The organism is Streptosporangium jomthongense, assembly GCF_042650425.1.
In the GTDB taxonomy this organism is placed as follows: Bacteria; Actinomycetota; Actinomycetes; order Streptosporangiales; family Streptosporangiaceae; genus Streptosporangium.
In genome coordinates this window covers 426,866-448,554 of record NZ_JBHSBC010000014.1, presented here as the reverse complement: position 1 = coordinate 448,554, position 21,689 = coordinate 426,866, and the positions used below count along the sequence as shown (strand labels likewise).

The window sequence follows — 21,689 nt, the reverse complement described above, 5'->3', positions numbered from 1 at the left end:
GGTAGGCTGACTAGGCGATGGAGACCCCCGTAGAACGCCCCAGATCACGTCGACCGTGGACGATCCTTGCGATAGTCATCGTTTTCGCGCTCGTCGGCTCCGTGCTGTTCCTGGGGGGTAGGCAGTCCCCCACCGACTCCTCTGCCGAAGCCGGCTATGCCCGTGACATGGCCACGCACCACTCGCAGGCCGTCGAGATGGCCTTCATCATGCGGGACGACACGACGAACGATCCCCTGCGGGTGCTCACCTACGACATCATCGTCACGCAGACCGCCCAGCGCGGGATGTTCGGCGGCTGGCTCCAGCAGTGGGGGCTCAACCAGTCGACCGAGCGCCCGCCGATGGCCTGGATGTCCGGTCACGGCCACGGCGTAACGGCGGCGGCCCCGGGTGCGATGCCCGGTATGGCCAGCCAGGAGGAGCTCAAGAGGCTCCGCGAGGCCACGGGCAAGGAGCAGGAGATCCTCTTCCTTCAGCTCATGATCCGCCACCACGAGGGCGGCGTGCAGATGAGCGAGGGGCTGCTGAAACTGTCGGACCGCGACGAGGTGGCCACCCTGGCGCGGCACATCGTCGCGGGCCAGACGGGAGAGATCAAGCTGATGACCGACATGCTGGCCCAGCGCGGGGCCAGGCCACTGCCCTCGATCCTCTAGCTCTCCCCGGTCGTTCCCGGGCCCACCCCCTGTACGGCGTCCGCCTCGACGAGGTCGGCGCGCCCCTGCGCCGCCCGTTCCCCCGGCCAGGGCAGCATTGAGCAACCTGGCCGGAGGAGATAGAACAGAAATGGTGAACGACGAACCGGAGAACCGCCTGGAGGTGAGCATCTCCGCCGAGGTCGAGGCCGGGCAGTACGCCAACTTCGCATCGGTGTGGCACACCGAGGATGGCTTCGTCCTGGACTTCGCGGTGATCACCAGGCCGCCCCAGCTCGCCAACGACCCCTCGTCGGGCCAGCACTTCGTCAGTGTGCCGACCAGGATCGTCAGCCGGATCCGCATCCCCCCGAGCCAGGTGTTCGAACTCATGAAGGCTCTGGAACAGCAGCTGACCGCATACGAGAAGGAGACGGGCAGGAAGTCCTGACCCGTCCCCGCGCGGCTCTCCCCCCGGCGTCAGCCGTACGGGACCGGGCCGCGTGTCCTCACGCCTGCGCGCTCATCTCCTCGGCCACGGCGGCGGCGAAGGCGTCCACATCCGCCTCCGTGGTGTCGAAGGCGGTCATCCAGCGGACCTCCCCGGCGGCCTCGTTCCAGGTGTAGAAGCGGAAACGCTTCTGCAGCCGCTGCGTCACCTCGGCGGGCAGGACCGCGAAGACGGCGTTGGCCTGCACGGGCCTGGGCACCTCGACCCCGGGGATCTCCCGTACGGCGTCGGCCAGTCTGCGGGCCATGGCGTTGGCGTTGCGCGCGTTGCGCAGCCACAGGTCACCGGCGAGCAGCGCCTCGAACTGCACCGAGACGAATCTCATCTTGGAGGCGAGCTGCATCGCGCTCTTGCGCAGGTAGCGCAGCCCCCTGACGGCGTCGGGGTTGAGAACCACGATCGCCTCGCCGAACATCAGCCCGGCCTTGGTGCCGCCGAAGGACAGCACGTCCACCCCGGCGTCCGTGGTGAAGGCGCGCAGCGGCACCCCGAGCGCGGCGGCCGCGTTGGCCGCGCGGGCGCCGTCGAGGTGGACGAGCATGCCGAGCTGGTGGGCGTGCTCGCAGATCGCCCTGACCTCGTCGGGGGTGTAGAGGGTGCCCAGCTCCGTCGCCTGGGTGATCGAGACGACTCTGGGCTGGGCGCGGTGCTCGTCGCCGAAACCCCAGGCCTGGGTGTCGACCAGCTCGGGGGTGAGCTTGCCGTCCGGGGTGGCGACGGTGAGCAGCTTGAGGCCGGCCGACCGTTCCGGGGCCCCGCCCTCGTCGGTGTGGATGTGCGCGGACTCCGCGCAGACGACCGCCTCCCAGGGGGCGGTCATCGCGCGCAGCGCGACCACGTTGGCCCCGGTGCCGTTGAAGACCGGCCACGCCTGCGCCAGGGGGCCGAAGTGGCCGCGGAAGACCTCCTGGAGGGCCTCGGTGTAGACGTCCTCGCCGTAGGAGATCTGGTGCCCCTCGTTGGCCAGGGCGAGGGCCTGGAGGATCTCCGGGTGCACTCCGGCGTAGTTGTCGCTGGCGAATCCCTTGACCAGCGGGTCGTGTCTGCGGATGGCGTCTGTCACTTCTTCCCCTTGGTCGGGCGGCCGCCTTTCGGTGTCCGGCCGCCCGCGTCGTTCTCGCCGTCCCGCCTCACGGGGCCAGGACGATCCTTTCGCCGTTCCTGTCGGTGTCCCACAGGCCGTCGATCGCCTCGGCGAGGTCGTCGACGTCGGTGAACCCGGGGAAGGTCCGCTCGGGGGCGGCCTCCCGCATGGCCTGGTTCACCAGGGCCTTGACGACCAGGACGTTCGCCGTCGAGCCCGAGCCCTCAAGGGCGTCGGCGAAGGCCAGGGTCCAGGCCTCGGCCGCGGCCTTGGCGGCGCCGTAGGCGGCGTTGCCCTGGGTCGGCCGTTCGGCGGCCAGCGCGGAGACGATGGCGAACCTGCCCCGTCCGCTCGCCCTCAGCAGCGGCTCGAAGGCGAGGGTGACGTGCTGCAGGGTGCGGACCAGCAGGTCGTGCAGCAGGTCCCAGTCCTCAAGCCTGGTCTCGGCGAAAGTCTTCGAGCCGCGCCAGCCGCCGACCAGGTGCACGACGCCGTCCAGCCGGCCGTGCTCGGCCTGGACGTCGGCGGCCAGCCGCCTGACCGCCTCGGCGTCGAGCAGGTCGACCGGGAGGGTGCCCTCCGCGCCTGACCTGTCGACACCGATGACGGTGTGTCCCTTGTCCGTGAAGCGGCGTACGACCGCCCTGCCCGCGGGCCCGGCCGCGCCCGTCACCAGAATGATCATGCCCGGATTCCCCTCGTGGACTCGACGACATCGCCGAGCTTACGGCGCAGGGCCTCGTAGAACATGCTCAGGGGGAACTCGTCGGGCAGCACCGCGTCCACCACGGCCTTGGGGAAGCCCTCGACCGGCAGCGCGTCCACCCCCCGGTGCCAGACGGAGGCCGGGTGCGGCTCCACGTAGGCGGCGACGAGCTGGTGGGCGGCCAGCCAGTGGGCGAGCTTGGAGCGGTCGATTCCGTCCCGGTAGAGCTTCTCCACCTCGCCCCGCAGGTCGGCGACGCCGTCGGCGACCCGGTCCCAGGCGACGCTGAGCCGGTTGTCCGTCCACCTGACGATGTCGTTGCGGTGCAGGTAGGCGAAGAGCAGCTGCCCGCCGAGACCGTCGTAGTTGCGGACCCGGTCACCGGTGATCGGGAAGCGGAACAGCCGGTCGAACAGGATGGCGATCTGGACGTAGCGGGCGTGCGGGACGCCCTCCCGCTCCAGTTTCACGGCCTCGCCGAACGCGGTCAGGTCGCAGCGCAGCTCCTCAAGGGAGTAGAGCCAGTACGGCATGCGCTGCTTGATCATGAACGGGTCGAACGGCAGGTCGCCGTGGCTGTGCGTGCGGTCGTGGATCAGGTCCCAGAGCACGAAGGTGTCCTGGGCCAGTTCCTGCGAGGCGACCAGCCGCGCCGCGTCCGGCGGCAGCGCGAGTTTGAGCGTCTCGGCGGCGGCCCCGCTGACCGCGCGGAAGCGGGCGGCCTCCCGGTCGCAGAAGATGCCGCCCCAGGTGAAACGGGCCGGGGTCTGGCGCACCGCGACGGTCTCGGGGAACAGGACGGCGGAGTTGGTGTCGTAGCCGGAGGTGAAGTCCTCGAAGGCGATCGGCACGAAGAGCGGGTTGTCGTAGCGCTCGTTCTCCAGGTTCGCCAGCCACTCGGGCCAGACCGTGCGGATCAGCACGGCCTCCAGGTGGCGGCGGACGCTTCCGTTCTGGGTGTACATCGGGAAGACGACCAGGTGTTCGAGGCCGTCGATCCGCTGGGTGTCAGGGTGGAAGGCGTCGAGGGAGTCCAGGAAGTCGGGGACGCCCAGGCCCTGCTCGACCCACTTGCGCAGGTCGGCGACCACCGCGGTGAGGTAGGCCTCGTCGTGGGGGAAGCACGGGGCGAGCCGTGCGACGTGTTCGACGATCTCGGCGATCAGCTCGACCGCCCTGTCCCGGTCGCCCTCGACGGAGCCGTCCTTGGCCTGCAGCGGCTGGAGCGCCTCGACGGCCGCCTTGAGTGCCTGGAAGGACTCGCGGACCACGGAGACCTCCTGGACCTCCTGGATCTCCCGGCGCCCGGCGGGGACGGGCACCCGGGCGGCCCAGGTGACGAGGTTGCCCCAGAGCACGGCGTGGTCGTAGTCGCCGATCGAGTCGTCACCGAACAGGTCGGAGTCGGCGACGACCACGACCCTGCCCTCGCCGTGCCGTACGGCCAGCGCCAGGGGCGCGTCGGCGGGGTCGGCGGTCCGCGAGGTCCGGAACAGCACGTTCGCGTGCTCGGGGCCGGTCAGGGCACCCGCCCGGTAGAAGCACGCCCTGCGCGCCCCGGCCAGCGGGTCCTCCCGCTGCGAGGGGTCGCCGGGGACGCCGAGGACCCAGGAGGCCACGCCGTTGTGGGAGTTCCCGGGGTCCTGGACGGTGGTGTGCTCGACGGTGACGCCGAAGCGGCCGAGCAGTTCGGCGAGGTTGCTGCCGTACTTCTCCTGCTCGCACTCGGCGAGCACGACCAGGCCGCCTCCGGCCGTGACGTGGTCCTCGATCGCGTCGAGTTCCTCGACCGGCAGGACGGGGCTGCCCAGGCCCGTGGTGCGCTCCCAGCGGTCGGCGGAGGGGTGGGCGATCACGAGGACGTCCTGCCCGGCGAGGAGGGCCGGGGTGATCGGTCCGCCGGTGTGCGCGGCCACGGTGTGCCCGAGGCGGCGCAGCGTCTCGGCGGCGCGGGCGTAGCTGTTGTCGTCGGGATGCCCCGGATTCATCGTTTCGGCCACGTCCCTGCGGATGGTCCATGACTCGTTGTGCGCCTCGTCGAAGAGCACCCGTGGGAACGCTCGCACGATAAATCCTCCCTCAGATGTGAGCCAATGACGGAAAATATACACAAGATGCCCGAATATTGACACACCTCTTACGGCAGGAGCGGTGTGGATCACCCGGGCAAGGGCACGGCGAGGCCCCCGGGGAGGAGGTTTCGGACGGACCAATACACGTGGCCGTACGGGATGGGGGGCGGGCCCGACGCGGCGGGCCCGCCCCGGGAGGTCACCTAGCGGCGAAGTAGTCCGCCACGACCCTGGTGTGCAGCGGGAAGGCCAGCTCGCGTGGCCCGTCGATCGTCAGCCACTCCGTCGTCTCATCGGTCGGCACGACCGGCGGGAGCGCGGCGGAGGAGGTCTCCGGCCCCATGGCGAAGATCAGCACGGTGCCGTCGGGGGCGCTGAGCACGTCGAGGAGCCGGACGTCGTCCGCGCCGACGACGACCCCCGTCTCCTCGCGGAGCTCCCTGACCGCCGCCTGCTGCCAGGACTCCCCCACGTCGACGAAGCCGCCCGGCAGGGCGAGGCCGCCCCGGTGCGGTTCGACGCCGCGGCGGATCACCAGCACACCGTCGTCGACGGGCAACAGCATCACGGCGACCGGCAGCGGGTTGAGGTAGGCGGTGTTGCCGCAGAAGGAGCAGGTGCGCGGCCACGCCTGGTCGAGGGCGTATGCACTGCCGCAGAAGGAGCAGTGCGAGTTCCTGGTCATCACGCCGCGAGACTACGGCTCACAACCGCTTCAGCGGCCCGTGCCTTTCCAGCCAGTTCCGGTAGGCGGGAGCCCGTTGCGACTCCGTCCAGTAGGTGGTGGTCAGCGCCCGCACCAGGGCGTCGGCGTGCGCGGTGATCGGCCCGGGAGCGGTCCATCCGATGAGGTGCCGGAAGCGCAGGGGCGAGCCGGCCAGCGGGCGGATCGCGATGCCCTCCCTGGCCGGGACGGTCGCCTGGAACAGGCTGACGCAGCGTCCCTCCGCGACCAGGTCGACCCCGACCTCCAGGTTGACGCCGTAGGCCACGCGCGGGGCGAAGCCGTGCGCGGCACAGGTGTTCCAGAAGTACTCCCTGGGCCCCGACTCAAGCGGGGTCGGCAGCGCCCAGTCCTCCTCGGCGAGGTCGCGCAGCTCGACCTCCTCGTGCTCGGCCAGCGGGTGGCCCGCGGGCAGGCCGACGAAGAGCGGCTCCACCGCGATGGCGGTGTACACCGCGCCGGGCGGCGCGCAGAGCCGGTGGTCCGGATAGTCGTCGAGGGTCGCCAGCTCGATCCGCTCCGATTCGAGCAGGCCGGGCAACGTGTCGATCGTCTGCTCGGTGAGCAGCCTGATCTCCGCGCCGGGCAGCAGCCTGCGGAGGGTCTTGGCCAGGTAGATCCGCAGCCGGGTCGGGGCGCAGCCGACCCGGATCGGCGCCGTCTCCACCTGCGGGGGCGCGTAACGCCTGGCCGTCCGCTCCAACTCGTCGACGGCCGAGACCAGGGAGCGGGAGCGGACGAGCAGCCACTCGCCGAGCATGGTCGGGCGGGCGCCCTCGGGGCCCCTGTCGAACAGGGGGTCGCCGAACATCTGCTCGATACGGCGCAGCTGAGCGGTGAGCGCGGGCTGGGACATCTTCAGGGTCACGGCCGCCCTGGAGATGCTCCCGCTGTCCGCGATCGCACACAGCACCCTCAGATGACGAACCTGGAGATCCACGCATCGAGAGTAAAAGCAAAGAAGCTTTCCAGTAAGACCTAATCGGCGAAGAGCCCGGGGCACGTGCGGTTGACACCCTCCCGCTCCGCGCCCCATCATGAACGAACGTTCATGAACGTTCGTTCATATCAGTTCGGGAGGAAGCATGGGCTCCGTCGTCAACGTCCGCCAGTCCGAGGCCTGGAACGGCTACGAGGGCAACCACTGGGCCGACCACCAGGACCGCTACGACGCCGTGAACGACGCCTTCAACGAACCCCTGCTCGCGGCGGCGGCCGTCGGGGAGCGGGACACGGTGCTGGACGTCGGCTGCGGCAACGGGCGGGTGACCAGGCTGGCCGCCCGGCTGGCCCGGCACGGCCACGCGACCGGCCTCGACCTGTCGGCCCCCATGCTCGCGCGGGCCCGCGCGAGCGCGGACGCCGAGGGCGTCGCCAACGTGACCTTCGAGCGGGGCGACGCCCAGGTCCACCCGCTGCCCTCCGGCCGGTTCGACGTGGCGACGAGCCGGTTCGGGATCATGTTCTTCGCCGACCCTGTCGCCGCGTTCGCCAACATCGGCCGCGCGCTGCGCCCCGGCGGGCGCCTGGCCATGCTGTCGCTGCGGAACCTGGACGACCAGGACCTGGGCCGCGTCCTCGCCGCGATGACCCCGCACCTGCCGCGTCGCCCCGCCACGACAGAACCCGGCGGGCCCGGCCCCGAGTCACTGGCCGACCCCGTCCGCGTCCACGAGGTGCTCACCGCCGCGGGCTTCGAGAACGTGGCCGCGACCCCCGTGGACGCTCCCCAGACATGGGGGGCGGACACCGAGGACGCGGCGGCCTTCCTGGGAGCCTGGGGTCCCGTCCGTTTCATGCTCGGCCAGGTCGATCAGGAGTCGGCCTCCCGCGCCCTCGACGCCCTCACCGAGGCGATGCGCCCCTTCGAACGGGCCGGTGCCGTACGGCTGCGCGGCGCCGCCTGGCTGATCACCGCCACCCGGCCGTGACCCACCCGGCTCACTAGGATGCGGGGTGATGTCACCGAGAAAAGCGGCCGCCCTGCGTGACGGCACCGACGGCCTGAGCCTGCGCGAACACCTCGTCGCCACCGCCGGACGGCTCATCGCCGAACGCGGCACCACCGGACTCACCGTCCGCGACATCGCCCGTGCGGCACGGGTCGCGGACGGCGTGCTGTACAACCACTTCGAGGGCAAGGAGGAGTTGCTGGCGCTGGCGCTGCACGCCCACGTCCGCTCGGTCGAGCGCGACCTCGGCCCGCTGCCCGCCAGGCCGGGTGAGGGCACCGTCGCCGGCAACCTGCGCGCCTGCCTCACCTACGGTCTCGCCCTGCACAGGGCCTTCCTGCCCGCCTTCGCGGGCCTGCTCCCCCAGCCCGAGGTGCTCGCCCGCTTCGACGCGCTGCCCAACCCCCTCGGCGAGGGCAGGGGGCTGCAGGCGATGCTCGCCGGCTATCTGCGCGCGGAACGCGACCTCGGCCGCCTGACCCCCTCGGCCGACCCCGAGGCCGCCGCCACGCTACTCGTCGGCGTCTGCCACGAACTGGTCCTCCCCCGCCTCCTGCGCGGCGCCCCCGTCCCCGCCGACGTTCCCCCCGCCACGGCCGACGCCCTGATAGCCACCCTGATGAACGGCCTCGCCCCCTCCGGGGTGGCATGCACGTCGTGAACGAGGCCAGGAGCGGCGCCCCGGCCCTTCCTCCGCTCCCTCCGGCCGGCGACACCGGCTCGGGCAACGCGGGATACGTCATCCGGGCACGTTCCGGACAGGTGAGCGACGGAGGCGGGAACCAGGGCCCCTGTCTGCCGGGCAGCGCTCCGACCTGTTTCTAAGGAACGGCGTCGCGGGATGATACGCCGCCGGGTGGAGAGTGGGTCCCTCCCCCGGCGGACGACCCGGCGCCGGGGACGGGCCTACCTTCCTTGCATTGGTTCCGCACAGCAAGGCACAGCAAGGAATTCCCGATGTTCAAGGACTCAGCCGACTTCAGGCGTATCGCGTCCGGCACACTGCTGATCGTCGCGCCCCTCCTGCAGACGATCGCCGTCATCATCGACCCCGGCACCTGGGGCGACGACCGGGAGGCCGTCAGCTACGGCGACAACCCGGCCCTGGCCCAGGCCCAGTCGGCTCTGTACCACTGGTCCTACCTGCTCATGGCCCTGGCCGCCATCGCCCTGTTGCATGTGATGCGCCGCAGGGCCGTGGTCTTCGGCCACATCGTGGGCCCACTCACCGCGCTCGGCTACATCAACCTGTCGGGCATGCTCATGATCGATCCGGTGGAGTGGTGGCTGGGGCAGCGCAACACCCCCGAACAGGCCGCCAAGATCCTCGACGAGATGCTGAACCTGCCCGGCGTCGTCTTCGGCTTCCAGATGCCCTGGCTCTTCTTCGCCATCTTCGGCATGCCGGTCCTGCTGGCCGGCGTGTGGCGGGCCGGGTTCGCGCACTGGTGGGTGCCGCTCGTCGTCGCGATCGGCTACGGCACCTCCCTGGTCGTTCCGTACGGCCCCGCCTCGGTCGCGCTGTGGGGCGCCAGCGCGGTCGCGATCGGCTCGCTCGGCGTCAAGATGCTCAGGATGAGCCGCACGGAGTGGGTCTCCCACTACCCCACGGACGCGCCCGGCCGTACCACGCCCGACTCGTACGCGAACACCACGGCCTGAGCCCGATCCCGCAGATGAAGCTTCATGAGCACCCGCGCGACGTGCGTCTTGACCGTGGCCTCACCGACGAAGAGCTCCCCGGCGATCTCGGCGTTGGTCATGCCTCTGGCCAGGAAGCGCAGCACCTCAAGTTCGCGCGGGGTCAGCTCGGCCAGCTGCGGCGGGGGCGCCGGGTCGTGGCGGCCCGCGAAGGAGGCGATGACCCGGGTGGTGACCGCCGGATCGAGCAGCGCGTCACCGCCGACGACGACCCGGATGGCCTCGACGAGCTGCTCGGGGGGCGAGACCTTCAGCAGGAACCCGCTGGTCCCGGCGCGCAGCGCGGCGTAGAGGTTCTCGTCGGTGTCGAAGGTGGTCAGCATCACCACCTTCGGCGGGGCGGGCTGGCCGAGGAGCTGCCTGGCCGCGGTGAGGCCGTCCATGCGCGGCATGGAGATGTCCATCAGCACGATGTCAGGCCGGGTACGGCGGGCGACGGAGACGGCTTCGAGCCCGTCCGCCGCCTCCCCGACGACCTCCATGCCCGCCTCGCTCTCCACGACGAGCTTCAGCCCGGCGCGGACCATGGCCTGGTCGTCGGCGATCACGACACGAATGCTCGTCTCAGTTGATCCGTTCATCGGCGAACACCTCCTGGTGGGAGATAGGCAGGGATGCGTGGACACGGAAACCGCCCTCCGGGCGGGGGCCCGCTTCGAAGCGGCCGCCGAAGAGCGCGGCGCGCTCGCGCATGCCGACGAGGCCGTTGCCCGTCGACAGCTCGGACGGGGCTCCGCCGCCGCCGTCCAGGACCTCAAGTTCGATGTGGTCACCGTGGTAGGTGATGGTGATCGTGATCTCGGACTCGCCGCCGTGCTTGACCGCGTTGGTCAGGGCCTCCTGCGCGATGCGGTAGGCCGACAGGTCGAGGCCGGGGGGCAGCCGTACCGGATCGCCGACCACGTCGAGGCTGATCCGCAGCCCGGAGGAGGCCAGCGAGGTGACCGTGCCGGCCAGCAGGTCGAGTCCCGGCTGCGGGATGGCCTCGTCGAGCGGCATGCGCAGCGCGCCGAGCATGACGCGCAGTTCGTCCACCGCCTCCCGGCCCATCCGCTCGATGCCGAGCAGCATGTCCTCGTGCGGGCTTCCCATCCGGCGCATCACCCCGGCCTGCATGACCATCATGCTGACGCTGTGGGCGACCACGTCGTGCAGCTCGCGGGCGATGCGGGTGCGTTCCTGGGCGACGGCCTCGGCGGCCTGGCGTTCCCTGTCACGTTCCAGTTGTACGGCGTGGGCGGCCAGACGGTGCGCCCTGGTGGCGTAGGCGCGCACGGCCAGGCCGGTGAGGTAGGCGGCACCGAAGACGACGGTGAGGAAGATGACCTCGTCGAAGGGCAGCAGGCGGTGGTCGACGGCACCGGAGTCGAAGACCAGGATGCCGGTCACGGCCCAGGCCAGGCCCGGCTTGACGGGCAGCTCGGCGGCGACCGTGTGGAAGACGATCAGCAGGGAGGCCAGCTGCCAGGTCTGGCAGCCTTCGTAGCCCTGCCGGTGCCAGGCGTACTGGGCGAGGATCATCAGGATGAAGACCGCGACCGGCGCCTTGCGCCGGAACCACACCAGTACCCCGGTGACGAGCGCCTGACCGATCCACCACAGTTCGGGGGTCTGCGCCGCGCCGTGGTCGGCGGCGACGGTGAAGGCCTCCAGCGTGCCGAGTGCGATGACGGCCAGGCCGATCAGCAGATCAGCCCTGGGCACCGTGCGGAGGTGCCGGGCGAGGAAAGCGGCGCCGGAGCGTCGCAGGAGGGGAGAGGGAACCGCCATGCGGGGAGACTAATCCCTTCCGCCCTCCGTGCATACAGGACAAAACGCCCAGGCAAGTGGCTTACAAGTGGGCCACAAGTCAGGAGGTCCCGAAGGACACGCTCCGCACGAACCGATTGGCCAGCGAGCTGTCACAGGTGCCCGGCGCGCAGAAGTAAATCATGAGGGCGGGTTTGCCCGGTCGTTCCACGGCCCATCCGGTGAAGTCCAGTCTGCCGCCGCGCTGCGGGTCGGTGATCGAGCCTTCGAGCCGTACGGCCGGCTTGCCGCCCACCAGCACCTGGACGACCTCGGAGGAGACGTTGACCGTGCCCGGCAGCGAGGACTGCAGGGTCTCCTGGAGCTGCTGGGCCCCGCTCCGCGGGTCGAGGGTGTCGAGGGTCTGCGCGTAGATCCCGGTCGCCTCCGCCGGGGAGGCCTTGATGATCTCGTTGACCGCCGCCCAGTCGGCGGTGACCGGCGTGCCGAACAGCGCGTCGAACTCCCCGGCCTTCGGGGAGGTGACCACGAAGACGTCGGCGTGCGCGCGGGGGGTCCAGCTCGGCGGATGCTCAAAGGCGACCGGCACCGCGGACGATCCCGCGTACGGCGTCCACTCGCCGCCGCCCCTCAGGACGGTGGCGAGCACCGCGACCAGCGCGACGACGGCCGCCACGGCGACGCCCGCGCCGACGACGATCCCCCGCCCCTTCCCGCGTTTGCGCGGGGAGGCCTTCCGCGAGGCTTCCGGCGCGGGCCTCCTCGTGGGTGCCTCCGGCTCGGCCTGGGAGGTCCGGGAGGCCTGAAGGTCCTGGGGGGCCGCCTCCGCGAGCCGGTAGGACTGGCCGCTGATCGCGTCCCGCAGCTCGGTGACGAACTGCGTGCAGGTGTCGTAGCGCTGCTCGGGTGACTTGGCCAGCGCCCGCGCCATGACGCCGTCCACCTCCATCGGCAGCTCGGGCCGCAGCGAGCTGAGCGGGGTCGGCGTCTCGGCCAGGTGTGCCCACAGCAGCGCGATCTCGTTGTCCCGCCGGAACGGCAGCCGCCCGGCCAGCGCCTCGTAGACCACGCACGCCAGGCCGTACTGGTCGCAGCGGCCGTCGACGCGCTCCTTGTTGATCTGCTCGGGGGACATGTAGCGGGGCGTGCCGATGAACTGGTCGGTCTGGGTCAGCCCGGAGAGCGAGGTGAGGTGCTTGGTGATGCCGAAGTCGGTGAGGTAGGCGTGGTCGCCCTCGGTGTGGCCCGCGATCAGGATGTTGGCCGGTTTGACGTCGCGGTGGATGAGGTCGTGCGCGTGCGCGGTGTCCAGCGCCGCCGCCACCTGGGCGAAGATCCTGTTGGCCTGGCCGACCGGCATCAGCCCCCGGTCGTAGAACAGGCGCCGCAGGTCGGGGCCGTCCACGTAGCGCATCGCGATGTAGAGCGTGCCGTCCTCGGCCGCGTCGGCCTCGTAGACCGGGATGATGTTGGGGTGGTCGATGCTCGCGACCGTCCGCGACTCCAGCACGAAGCGCTGGCGGAAGCGCTCGTCCTCGCCCAGCAGCGGGTTGAGGACCTTCAGCGCCACCTTGCGGTTCAGCCGGGAGTCGATGGCGAGGTAGACCACCGCCATGCCGCCCTTGCCGATCAGGTCCTCGACGCGGTATCCGGCCACCTCCTGGCCGATCAGGGCTCTGTCGTTCTGGGCCATCACGCCTCCGTGGGGTGGCCGCAGTAGCCACAGAAGCGGTGCGCGGGCCCCAGCCGCATCCCGCAGGCGGTGCAGTACTTCTGTTTGACGGGGACGGTGTCCGGCCTGGTCGCGGTCTCCCTGGTGCCGGGCCCGCCGCCCGGGTCCCGCGCGACCAGCACGGGAGTGCCCGGCGCGGTGGTCGTCCTGGGCAGCGCGGGGAAGGAACGGCCGACCACGACGGTGGCGTCGGCCGTCTCGTCCGGTGCCCCGTGCCTGTCCGCCTGTGCCCCGGGGCGAGGCTCAGGGCGGGGTGCGGGCCGCGGTCCGGGGGGCGGCGGCGTGTTCCGTACCGGCTCCTCCTCGGCCTCCTCCTCTTCGTTCCCCCTCCGGCGCCACAGCAGGAAGGCCCCGGCCAGCACGGCCAGCACCAGCACGCCTCCCACGACGAGGAAGGGCCACAGGGGAGGTCCGGCGGCGCTGTCACCGGCGGCGGCCGCGGCCCGTCTGGCCCCCTCGTCCTCGGCGGTCCCGCGTTTCTGCTGGGACGTCTTCAGGTGCGCCGCCGCCAGGACGTGCCCCGGGTAGAGGTCGAGGACACGCTGGAAGGCGGGGACCGCGTCACCGTAGTAGTGGGTGTGGAAGCGGGTCAGCGCCTGCTCGAAGGCCGCGTCGATCGGCCCTCTCCTGGGAATGACCCTGGCCTCGGCCAGGGCCTTGGTGACCTCCCGGACCCCGATCATGCGGCCGTCCTCGCCTCCTCCGACGAGCAGGCCGACGACCTCCCCCTTCTTGTCCTCGATCACCGGGCCGCCGCGCAGGCCCCGGTCGACGAGCGCCCCCAGTTTGCGTGGCTCGTCCACCTTGTTCTCCGGGTCCCGGAACCCTCTGCCGCCCTCGCCCGCGCCTCCGGCGCTCAGGTGGGCGATGTCCACGGTCTCCGGCAGGCCCGCCGCGGGCCGTCTGGTGAATCCGGCGACCGCGACCGGCCAGGAGTCCTTGTCCGGCACCTGGGCCGCCAGCGGCGCCGTCGGCAGGCCCGCGCTGGCGTCCGCGCGTCCGACCGGCACGAGCACGGCGGGACTGTCCGGCTTGTCCCCCACACGGGTGATCTCAGCCTTGAAGCCCTCGTCGTCCGGCCTGGAGATGTTGGGGAAGACACGGATCTCGGTGGTGACGTCGACGATGCAGGTGGCCGTCGGCAGCTTCGGCGGGTAGCACTCCTGCAGGTGGTGGTTGAGCAGTTTGTCCTTCAGGGTGTGCCGCTTGAAGTCGTCAGGGATCTTGACCTTGTGGTGCTCGGCGAAGATCTTGTTGGCGGCGTGGACCGCCACGTCCTTGTCCGTCCTGACCACCCTGGTGAGGGTGACGACGGCGCCCTCGGGGTTGACCACGGTGCCGGTGCCCTCACCGATCGGCACGTCGTAGGAGCGTTCGACGTGGACCAGTTCGCCGATGTGGTCGAGCAGGGTGATGTCGACGCGTGCCTTGGCCTCGACCCTGACGACCGCCGGGGTCACCAGGTCGGTGATGCCACTCGGATGTTCGTGCGCGAACGCGGGGACCGTCGCGGCGGCCACGGGGACGACGACGCCGAGGAGCGCGAGAGCCAAGACGAATCGCCGCATAGCCACTCCATAGGGGGGATTAGGACAAGCGTGGCAACCGTAGTGCAGAAGTCAATAGAACATCACCCGGATAAGTATTCAGTAGACAAACAATCACCGTTCGACCAGGACACATCCCGCCAGACCCCCGAAAACAGCGCCTAGATCAACTACCAATCCCTACATTTCGGACAGCCCTGAAGATGGTTCCCGAGCCGCCTGGCCGTTCCTGCCCATCCAGTCACGGGCGCCCTGCCGTACGGCGGCGTGCACCGCGCGGGCGACGCGGGCGCCCCAGGTCGAGCGCGGGCCGCCGAACAGCTCGGCCCGCCCCTCTTCCCGTACGGCGACGCAGACCGCGTCCGAGGCGGTGCCCGTGCCCGGGAAGCCCTCCTCGGCCAGCGCCTGGGACTTGGCCTCGGTGACCGTCATGACGGCGTTGACCAGGGCGGCGTCGGTCATCGCCACCGGGACGGCGACGACGATGTTGATCGTCCCCGGCAGGTACATCGGCGCCAGCTCGGGGTCGGGGGTTCCCTCGGGGGCCGCCGCCCAGGTCGGCACGCGCAGGCCGACGGTCGCCGCGACCTCGACTCCCCCGTCTGCGGCCGTGGTGAACCGGTCCACGGCCGCCGCGGTCAGCATGCCGACCCCGGGCCCCGGCGGGGCCATCTCCAGCAGGTGCGCCACCGGGTCCATCCGCGAGTAGCCCCCGGCCACCTGGGCGTTGAGCACCCACCCGACCGGCCCGATGCCGCCGCCCAGCATCGCCGAGGAGATCGCCCGCCAGCCGGGGCCGCACTCCCACAGCAGCGAGGCCAGCCTGGCCCCGTCCTCCTCACGACGGCTCAGTCCGAGTCTCACGGGCGCTCCAGGTGGACCTGTGGTCTGCCGCCCGCGTCGGCCACCACACGGACCCGGGCGTCGAAGTGCTCACCGATCAGCTCCTCGGTGAGGACGTGCGCGGGAGTGCCCGCCGCTGCGGCCCCACCGCCGGCGACCAGCGTCATCGTGTCGGCGTACTGCCCGGCGACGCTCAGGTCGTGCAGCGTCGTGACCACGGTCAGGCCGTCGGCCAGCCTGAGCCGGTCGAGGAGTTCGAGGACCTGCTGCTGGTGTCCCAGGTCCAGGGCCGTGGTCGGCTCGTCGAGCAGCAGCACCGACGCCCGCTGGGTCAGCGCCCTGGCGAGCACGACCCGCTGGCGCTCCCCGCCCGACAGGTGGCCGAGCGCGCGGGCGGCCAGCGGGGACAGGTCGAGCCGGTCGAGCACCGAGGCGGTCACCTCCCGGTCCTCCCGGCTCTCCCTGCCCAGGTGCGGGATGTACGGCGTGCGGCCGAGCATCGCGTAGTCGAAGACCGTCATGTCCCCGGGGAGCGCCGGGGTCTGCGGGGCGTAGGCCAGCAGTCGCGCCCGTTCCCTCGGCTTGAGCCCGCGCACCGGCGCGCCGTCCACGAGCACCTCACCCGAGTGGGGCAGCAGCCCGGCCAACGCCCTGAGCAGGGTGGACTTGCCCGCGCCGTTGGCCCCGATGACGGCGAGCCACTCCCCCGCGCCCGCCCGCAGGTCCACACCGGACAGCACGGCCCGCCCGCCGAGGACGACGCCGAGCCCCCTGGCCTCGACGCGGCTCATGTCTCCACCCGCCGGGTGAGGCGGAGCACGGCCACGAAGAACGGCGCCCCCGCGAAGGCGGTGACCACCCCGATGGGCAGCTCGGCCGGGGCGATCACGGTCCTGGCGGCCAGGTCGGCCAGGACCAGGAAGACGGCCCCGCCGACCAGGGACAACGGCAGCACCACCCGGTAGGACCCCCCGGCCAGGCGACGGACCACATGTGGGACGACGATGCCGACGAAGCCGATGAGCCCGCTGACCGCCACGGCGGAGGCGGTGGCCAGCGAGGCGGCCAGCAGCACCACGAGCCTGACCCTGGCGACGTTCACGCCGAGGCTGGCCGCCTCGTCGTCGCCGACCGACAGTACGTCGAGCAGCCTGCCGTACAGCAGCATGACCACGACGGAGACCGCCGCGTACGGCAGGATCAGCCTGACCTGCTCCCAGCCGCCGCCGACGTTGCCGAGGATCCAGCCGTAGACGCGCTGGAGCTCCTCCACGTCGAGCTGCTGGAGGAACGTCTGGACCGCGGTGAGGAAGGAGGTCACGGCGACCCCGGCCAGGACCAGCGTCGCGGTGCCGCCGCCCCTCCCCGCGACGTTGCCCAGCGCGTAGGCGAGCAGGACACCGCCGATCGCCCCGGCGAACGCCGCGCCGGGCACCAGGAGCGTGTCCCCCTCGCCGGTCGTGAACACGATCACCGCCGTCGTCGTCAGGCCCGCCCCGGCGGCGGCCCCCAGCAGGTAGGGGTCGGCCAGTGGATTGCGGAACACGCCCTGGTATCCGGCGCCCGCACAGGCCAGCAGTCCGCCGACGATCGCGGCGAGCAGGACCCTGGGCAGCCTGAGTTCCAGCAGCAACGCCCGCTCGACCGGCGCGAGCCCGGAGTCGGCGGAGACGAACGGCAGCCAGTCGAGCAACTGCAGCGCGGCGCCGCGCGGCGCGATGTCCGCCGCGCCGACCAGCAGGGCGGCGAGCATGCTCGCCAGCAGCAGCAGGCAGGCCGCCAGTGTGACGAACGGGCGCGGTCCCGCGGTCCGGTGGGGAAGCCGCTTGCCCGCCGTCCGGAGAAGGCCGGGGGCCACCTCGGGCGAGGACGAGCCCGTTGAGGGACGGGAGAGATCGGTCACCTAACTGGTCGCGGTCTTCCGGACGGCCTCGCCGACCTGCTTGACGAGGTCGACGACGCGGGGACCCCAGCGGGAGGCGAGGTCGTCGTCGAGGGCGACGACCCGGTCCTTCTTGATCGCCGAGAGCCCGGACCAGCCGGGACGCTTGGCGAGGGTCTCCCGCGACTGGCCGCAGCACTTGGTGTCGGCGAGGAAGACGATGTCCGGGTCGGCCTTGACGACGAACTCGGCGGAGAGCTTGGGGTAGCCGCCCGCCGCGTCGGGGGCCTTGTCCGCGATGTTGGTCAGCCCGAACAGCCCGTAGATCTGGCCGATGAAGGTGGTCGAGGTCGCCGAGTACGGCGTGCTGTCCAGTTCGTGGTAGTAGGTCAGTTTCTTGTCCTTGGGAGCCTCGGCGGCGAGGGCCTCGATCTGCTTCCTCATGCCGTCGGCGACCTCCTCGGCCCGGTCCACGTTGCCGGTGGCCAGGCCCAGGTCGGTGATCTGGTCGTAGGCGTCGTCGAGTTTGGCCGCCGCGGGCTCGACCAGCACGGGGACGCCGAGCGCGCCCAGCTTGCCGACGACGCCGTCGATGTCGTTGGCGAGCACGACCAGGTCGGGCTTCTTGGCGACGATCGCCTCGACGTTCGGCTTGAACCCGGACAAGGTGGTCTTCGGCGCCTGCGCGGGGTGGTTCGACTGGTCGTCCACCGCGACGACCTGGGGGCCGGCGCCGACGGCGAAGAGGTTCTCGGTCGCGGTCGGCGACAGCGAGACGATGCGCTCCGGGCGCTTCTGGACGACGACCGGGCCGTTGCCCGCCTGAACGGTGACGGGGAAGGCCGCCCCCTGCGGCGACTGCGCCGTCGTCGCGGACGGGTCGGCCGTGCTCCCGGTGTTTCCGGCGCCTTCGGTGTTCCCGGCGCATCCGGACAGGGCAAGCACACCGGACAGCGCGCCGACGAGGGCGATACGTACGGGCCTCACTCGGGGGGATCCTTTCGGTCATCGGAACAGGAGAGACCCGTGAAGGGACGGGGTCACCCTTTCCACGAGGGCAGACAGCGTCGGCACAGCGGAAGGCGACCTGGCTCGATCAGGGAGAACGCTCCCCTGACCATGACAGTTGCGGGACAGCGCCGGGCTCGCACCGGACTTCGCTACACGCTGTGCAACAAACCAACGCTATCAATCCCCCCGATCCTCTCCTCCGTCAAGCCCGCCCTCCCAACCTCCGCGAACCCGGTGCCGTGCGTGAGGGGTGTCGGCTTGGGCGCGTCGGTGTCTGGACTGAGGAACGCAGGAGCGAAGCGACGGAGTGACGAGGGAAGACGCCGACCCGAAGCGCCCAAGCCCGCGACGCCGCCAGGCGGAGCAAAGAGACACAGCCTGGACGCGTCGGTGCTTGGACCGAGGAGCGAAGGAGCGCAGCGGATGAGTGACGAGGGAAAGCACCGACCCGAAGCGCCCAAGCCCGCGACGCCGCCAGGCGGAGCAAAGAGACACAGTCAAGCCTGGTCCTCCAGCTCCCGTTCGGCCTCGGCGATCACCTCCTGGAGGCGTAGGCCGTGTGCCGCGTCAAGGGGATGGCCGCCGCCGCGGGCGACGGTCTCGGCGAACTCGGAGAGCATGACGGCGAACGAGTCGGAGCCGAGGCGGTTCCCGTCGAGGTGCTCGCTGCCGAGCCTGCCGTACACGTCGACCCTGGAGGGCGACGTCTCGCCGGGGACGCTCATGCACAGCGACGCCTCGCTGACCGCGCCCGTCTCGTGTTCGAGCAGCAGGCCGACCCAGCCGCGCGGGTTGCCGTGGGCGCGCACGCCGGTGATCCGGCCGAGCGCGGCGTCCAACATGTCGATCATGTGCGGGCCGATGTCGAGGATCGCGCCTCGTTCGAGTCGCCAGGGGGTGGCGAAGTCGCCGCCCAGCATGGAGCCGGAGACGCTGACCGCGTTGCCGCCGAAGGGCTCGATGGCCGAGACCCTGGCCAGGAAGGCCCTGGTCGCCGCGGAGTAACGCCAGGTCAGGACCATCTGGGAGGGCACGCCTGCCTCGGCGACCGCCTCGGCGAGCCGTCTGGCACCGTCGAGGTCGGCGGCGAGTGGCTTCTCCAGCAGCAGCGCCTTGCCCGCCCGCGCAGCGAGCACCCCCAGTTCGGCCTGTACGGCGGGCGGCACGGAGAAGGCGACCGCCTCGCAGTTGTCGAACAGTTCCTCGATCCGCTCGTAGACCGGGACCCCGAACCGGGCCGCGGCCTCGGGGCGCCGCGCCCACACACCGACCAGGCGCGTGTCCGGTCCGGCCGCGAGAACCGGTGCGTGCACCATCTCCGCCCACGGCCCCGCGCCCACCAAACCCACAGATATCGTCACGGCCCCAGCTTCTCACGACCCCTTCCGCCGGTCGCGCGCTCATCAGGGACCCACCCCACCAGAACCAGGAGGCCGTACCGGCATGATGGATCACATATGGACGAGATGATTCTGCTGCGGCACGGTGAGACCGAGTGGAGCAGGGACGGGCGTCACACGGGACGTACCGACCTGCCGCTGACCCCCAAAGGTGAGGAGCAGGCGCGGGCGCTCGCGCCGCTGGTCGGGGGCAGGTCCTTCGGGCTGGCCCTGGTCAGCCCCGCGTCGCGGGCCCGCCGTACGGCGGAGCTGGCCGGACTGACGGATTACGAGGTCGACCCGGACCTGTGGGAGTGGGACTACGGCGGCTACGAGGGCATCACGACCGTGGACATCCGGCGCACGCGCCCCGGCTGGTACCTGTGGCGCGACGGGGTCGTCCCCGGGGACGCCGAGCATCCCGGTGAGAGCGCGCAGGAGGTCGCGGAGCGCGCCGACCGGGTGATCTCCCGGGCCCGTGCCGCGGACGGCACGGTCGCCGTGGTGGCGCACGGTCACCTGCTGCGGGTGCTGTGCGCCCGCTGGCTGGGACTTCCCGCGCGGGACGGCCGCCTGTTCCGCCTGGACACCGGGACCTACTCCCGGCTGGGCTTCGAACACGGCGAACCGGTGGCGCTCACCTGGAACGCCCCCGTCTGAGAGCCGGGCCGCGGTCCACGGCCCGTCAACCACATCAGCACTTCCTGGTGGCCCGCGCGGGCCTCCTCGCAGTGCCTCCATCTCCAGTGGCAGGGCTGGTCGCGTACTCCGGTGACCCATGTGCGGTAGGACACCGGAGTGGTCGCACCGTCGCCTGTGGCCTGCGAGGCGACACCATATGTGCGGATCACGACGCGACCGCCTGGTGCGAACAGCACGTCGTCGGCCACGGGATACAGGGTCATCCGGTCGAGCATGGCTTGAGCCCCCATTCGCTGTTGGCTCACACTCTTCCCCGCCGACCCGCTCCCCGGGTTACGTCATCGACACGGCGAGGTTAACCACTCGCCCCGATGTGAAAACGGCGTTACACCGTAAGGCTGTCGAACTCCCCGTCTTTCACCCCGAGCACCAGCGCACGGATCTCGTCGCGGGTGTAAATCAGTGCCGGACCCCCGGGAAAGCGGGAGTTCCGGACCGCGATACTGCCGTCGGGCAGTTCCGCCAGCTCGACGCAGTTGCCCGTCGAGTTGCTGTGACGACTCTTACGCCAACTCGCCCCGGCCAGGTCCGTGGCGGGCATGCCGTTGTAGGTGTGGTTCATTTAGATCTCTCTGAGAAGGTCGCCGAGGATCTCGGCGGTGCCCCCAGGCGTGGTGCTTTCCACGCACAGCTGCTCCATGGCCGTGAGGTATGGATCAATGTCCTCACGTTTGTCCAGGTAGAGGGCACCCCAGAGCTGCTCGACATAAACGACGTCCGACAGGTCGGACTCGGGAAACCGCAAGATGCTGAACGCACCACCCTCGGCCGCGTGCATGCCGAAGCGGAAGGGCATCACCTGGATGGTGATGTTGGTCAGCGCGGCCACCTCCAGCAGGTGCTGGAGCTGTTCGCGCATGATCTCCCGTCCTCCGATAGGGCGCTTCAGGGCCGCCTCGTCGATGACGGCCCACAGGCGGGGGCCGTCCTTCTTCGTCAGGCGCTCCTGACGCTGCATGCGCATATGCACACGACGCTCGATCTCCGCCTCCGGCACGTCCGGGTAGCCCAACCGGATCACGGTGCGCGCGTAGGCCGCCGTCTGCAGCAGGCCGGGAACGAACTGCACCTCGTAGGTGCGGATCACGTTCGCCGCCTCCTCCAGCCCCACGTAGGTGGTGAACCAGTTCGGCAGGAGATCGCCGTACTTGTGCCACCAGCCGGGGGTGTTCGCCTCGCGGACCATCTCCAGCAGGCCGCGCCGTTCTGCGTCGTCGAGCACGCCGTACAGGGTGAGCAGGTCTTCCACGTCTCGTGTCTTGAAACCGACGCGACCCAGTTCCATCCGGCTGATCTTGGACTCCGAGGCCCGGATGTGGAATCCGGCCACCTCACGGGGAAGCCCCTTCTCCTCACGCAGGCGACGCAGGCTTGCGCCGAGCATGATGCGCCGAACGGTGGAACCGGTACCGGGCGGGTCCATGGACACGTGGTTGCTCCTCGCTCGCTTTCCTGA

At 71.0% G+C, this 21,689-nt stretch carries 22 protein-coding genes; 6 read left to right on the top strand and 16 right to left on the bottom strand.

Annotated elements, in window-relative coordinates; translation table 11 throughout:
- Positions 1-17 precede the first annotated feature (17 nt).
- Complete coding sequence (locus ACFOYY_RS16835; protein ID WP_386190252.1) at positions 18-659, top strand: DUF305 domain-containing protein; 642 nt, start codon at positions 18-20, stop codon at positions 657-659.
- A 130-nt stretch (positions 660-789) separates the two neighbouring features.
- The gene (locus ACFOYY_RS16830) at positions 790-1,089 is read left to right on the top strand and encodes a DUF3467 domain-containing protein (RefSeq protein WP_352008757.1); all 300 of its coding nucleotides are present in this window, start codon (positions 790-792) and stop codon (positions 1,087-1,089) included.
- Positions 1,090-1,147: 58 nt separating this feature from the next.
- On the opposite strand, the gene ACFOYY_RS16825 is transcribed toward ACFOYY_RS16830, so the two are convergent.
- The 5 genes from ACFOYY_RS16825 to ACFOYY_RS16805 all read right to left on the bottom strand — a co-directional run bounded on the left by ACFOYY_RS16825 (position 1,148) and on the right by ACFOYY_RS16805 (position 6,675).
- Positions 1,148-2,212: a threonine aldolase family protein gene (locus ACFOYY_RS16825; protein ID WP_386190251.1), complete on the bottom strand. Its 1,065-nt coding sequence runs from the start codon at positions 2,210-2,212 to the stop codon at positions 1,148-1,150.
- 67 nt (positions 2,213-2,279) lie between these two features.
- Positions 2,280-2,918 (bottom strand): SDR family NAD(P)-dependent oxidoreductase, encoded by a 639-nt coding sequence (locus ACFOYY_RS16820; RefSeq protein WP_352008755.1) that lies wholly within the window; start codon positions 2,916-2,918, stop codon positions 2,280-2,282.
- Complete coding sequence (locus ACFOYY_RS16815; RefSeq protein ID WP_386190250.1) at positions 2,915-5,005, bottom strand: DUF6421 family protein; 2,091 nt, start codon at positions 5,003-5,005, stop codon at positions 2,915-2,917. The genes ACFOYY_RS16820 and ACFOYY_RS16815 overlap by 4 nt, the downstream gene beginning before the upstream one ends.
- 205 nt (positions 5,006-5,210) lie before the next feature.
- Positions 5,211-5,696 (bottom strand): NUDIX domain-containing protein, encoded by a 486-nt coding sequence (locus ACFOYY_RS16810; RefSeq protein ID WP_352009448.1) that lies wholly within the window; start codon positions 5,694-5,696, stop codon positions 5,211-5,213.
- Positions 5,697-5,715: 19 nt separating this feature from the next.
- Positions 5,716-6,675 carry a LysR family transcriptional regulator gene (locus tag ACFOYY_RS16805; RefSeq protein WP_362775139.1) on the bottom strand — a complete coding sequence of 320 codons (960 nt, stop codon included), beginning with the start codon at positions 6,673-6,675 and terminating at the stop codon, positions 5,716-5,718.
- Between the two features lie 145 nt (positions 6,676-6,820).
- Between ACFOYY_RS16805 and ACFOYY_RS16800 the strand changes: the two genes are divergently transcribed.
- From ACFOYY_RS16800 to ACFOYY_RS16790, 3 genes are all read left to right on the top strand, one after another.
- Positions 6,821-7,666, top strand: coding sequence for a class I SAM-dependent methyltransferase (locus ACFOYY_RS16800; protein ID WP_386190249.1), 846 nt, complete (start codon positions 6,821-6,823; stop codon positions 7,664-7,666).
- Between the two features lie 28 nt (positions 7,667-7,694).
- Positions 7,695-8,348 (top strand): TetR/AcrR family transcriptional regulator, encoded by a 654-nt coding sequence (locus tag ACFOYY_RS16795; protein ID WP_352008751.1) that lies wholly within the window; start codon positions 7,695-7,697, stop codon positions 8,346-8,348.
- 296 nt (positions 8,349-8,644) lie between these two features.
- Positions 8,645-9,349: a hypothetical protein gene (locus ACFOYY_RS16790; RefSeq protein ID WP_352008750.1), complete on the top strand. Its 705-nt coding sequence runs from the start codon at positions 8,645-8,647 to the stop codon at positions 9,347-9,349.
- Here the strand turns inward: ACFOYY_RS16790 and ACFOYY_RS16785 are convergent.
- The 9 genes from ACFOYY_RS16785 to ACFOYY_RS16745 all read right to left on the bottom strand — a co-directional run bounded on the left by ACFOYY_RS16785 (position 9,289) and on the right by ACFOYY_RS16745 (position 19,513).
- On the bottom strand, positions 9,289-9,969 hold the full coding sequence (locus tag ACFOYY_RS16785) for a response regulator transcription factor (protein WP_352008749.1): 681 nt from the start codon (positions 9,967-9,969) through the stop codon (positions 9,289-9,291). The two genes, ACFOYY_RS16790 and ACFOYY_RS16785, sit on opposite strands and share 61 nt — an antisense overlap.
- On the bottom strand, positions 9,953-11,158 hold the full coding sequence (locus ACFOYY_RS16780) for a sensor histidine kinase (RefSeq protein WP_386190248.1): 1,206 nt from the start codon (positions 11,156-11,158) through the stop codon (positions 9,953-9,955). The genes ACFOYY_RS16785 and ACFOYY_RS16780 overlap by 17 nt, the downstream gene beginning before the upstream one ends.
- Positions 11,159-11,237: 79 nt before the next feature.
- Positions 11,238-12,830, bottom strand: coding sequence for a serine/threonine-protein kinase (locus ACFOYY_RS16775; RefSeq protein WP_386190247.1), 1,593 nt, complete (start codon positions 12,828-12,830; stop codon positions 11,238-11,240).
- Complete coding sequence (locus ACFOYY_RS16770) at positions 12,830-14,437, bottom strand: hypothetical protein (protein ID WP_386190246.1); 1,608 nt, start codon at positions 14,435-14,437, stop codon at positions 12,830-12,832. Before ACFOYY_RS16770 ends, ACFOYY_RS16775 begins: the two co-directional genes overlap by 1 nt.
- A 159-nt stretch (positions 14,438-14,596) precedes the next feature.
- Entirely contained in the window at positions 14,597-15,280 is a 684-nt protein-coding gene (locus ACFOYY_RS16765; protein ID WP_362775123.1) for an adenosylcobinamide amidohydrolase, read from the bottom strand.
- Positions 15,277-16,050: an ABC transporter ATP-binding protein gene (locus ACFOYY_RS16760; protein ID WP_362775120.1), complete on the bottom strand. Its 774-nt coding sequence runs from the start codon at positions 16,048-16,050 to the stop codon at positions 15,277-15,279. Before ACFOYY_RS16760 ends, ACFOYY_RS16765 begins: the two co-directional genes overlap by 4 nt.
- Positions 16,047-17,012, bottom strand: coding sequence for a FecCD family ABC transporter permease (locus ACFOYY_RS16755; RefSeq protein WP_386190274.1), 966 nt, complete (start codon positions 17,010-17,012; stop codon positions 16,047-16,049). The genes ACFOYY_RS16760 and ACFOYY_RS16755 overlap by 4 nt, the downstream gene beginning before the upstream one ends.
- Before the next feature lie 150 nt (positions 17,013-17,162).
- Positions 17,163-18,128: an ABC transporter substrate-binding protein gene (locus ACFOYY_RS16750; protein ID WP_362910638.1), complete on the bottom strand. Its 966-nt coding sequence runs from the start codon at positions 18,126-18,128 to the stop codon at positions 17,163-17,165.
- 521 nt (positions 18,129-18,649) lie between these two features.
- On the bottom strand, positions 18,650-19,513 hold the full coding sequence (locus tag ACFOYY_RS16745) for a Gfo/Idh/MocA family protein (protein WP_386190245.1): 864 nt from the start codon (positions 19,511-19,513) through the stop codon (positions 18,650-18,652).
- Between the two features lie 96 nt (positions 19,514-19,609).
- Between ACFOYY_RS16745 and ACFOYY_RS16740 the strand changes: the two genes are divergently transcribed.
- Positions 19,610-20,191 carry a histidine phosphatase family protein gene (locus tag ACFOYY_RS16740; RefSeq protein WP_386190244.1) on the top strand — a complete coding sequence of 194 codons (582 nt, stop codon included), beginning with the start codon at positions 19,610-19,612 and terminating at the stop codon, positions 20,189-20,191.
- A gap of 367 nt (positions 20,192-20,558) precedes the next feature.
- Here the strand turns inward: ACFOYY_RS16740 and ACFOYY_RS16735 are convergent, their stop codons facing one another.
- Both ACFOYY_RS16735 and ACFOYY_RS16730 read right to left on the bottom strand, forming a co-directional pair.
- Positions 20,559-20,795: a DUF397 domain-containing protein gene (locus ACFOYY_RS16735; RefSeq protein ID WP_184715044.1), complete on the bottom strand. Its 237-nt coding sequence runs from the start codon at positions 20,793-20,795 to the stop codon at positions 20,559-20,561.
- Entirely contained in the window at positions 20,796-21,617 is an 822-nt protein-coding gene (locus tag ACFOYY_RS16730; RefSeq protein WP_352009446.1) for a helix-turn-helix domain-containing protein, read from the bottom strand.
- Positions 21,618-21,689 lie beyond the last annotated feature (72 nt).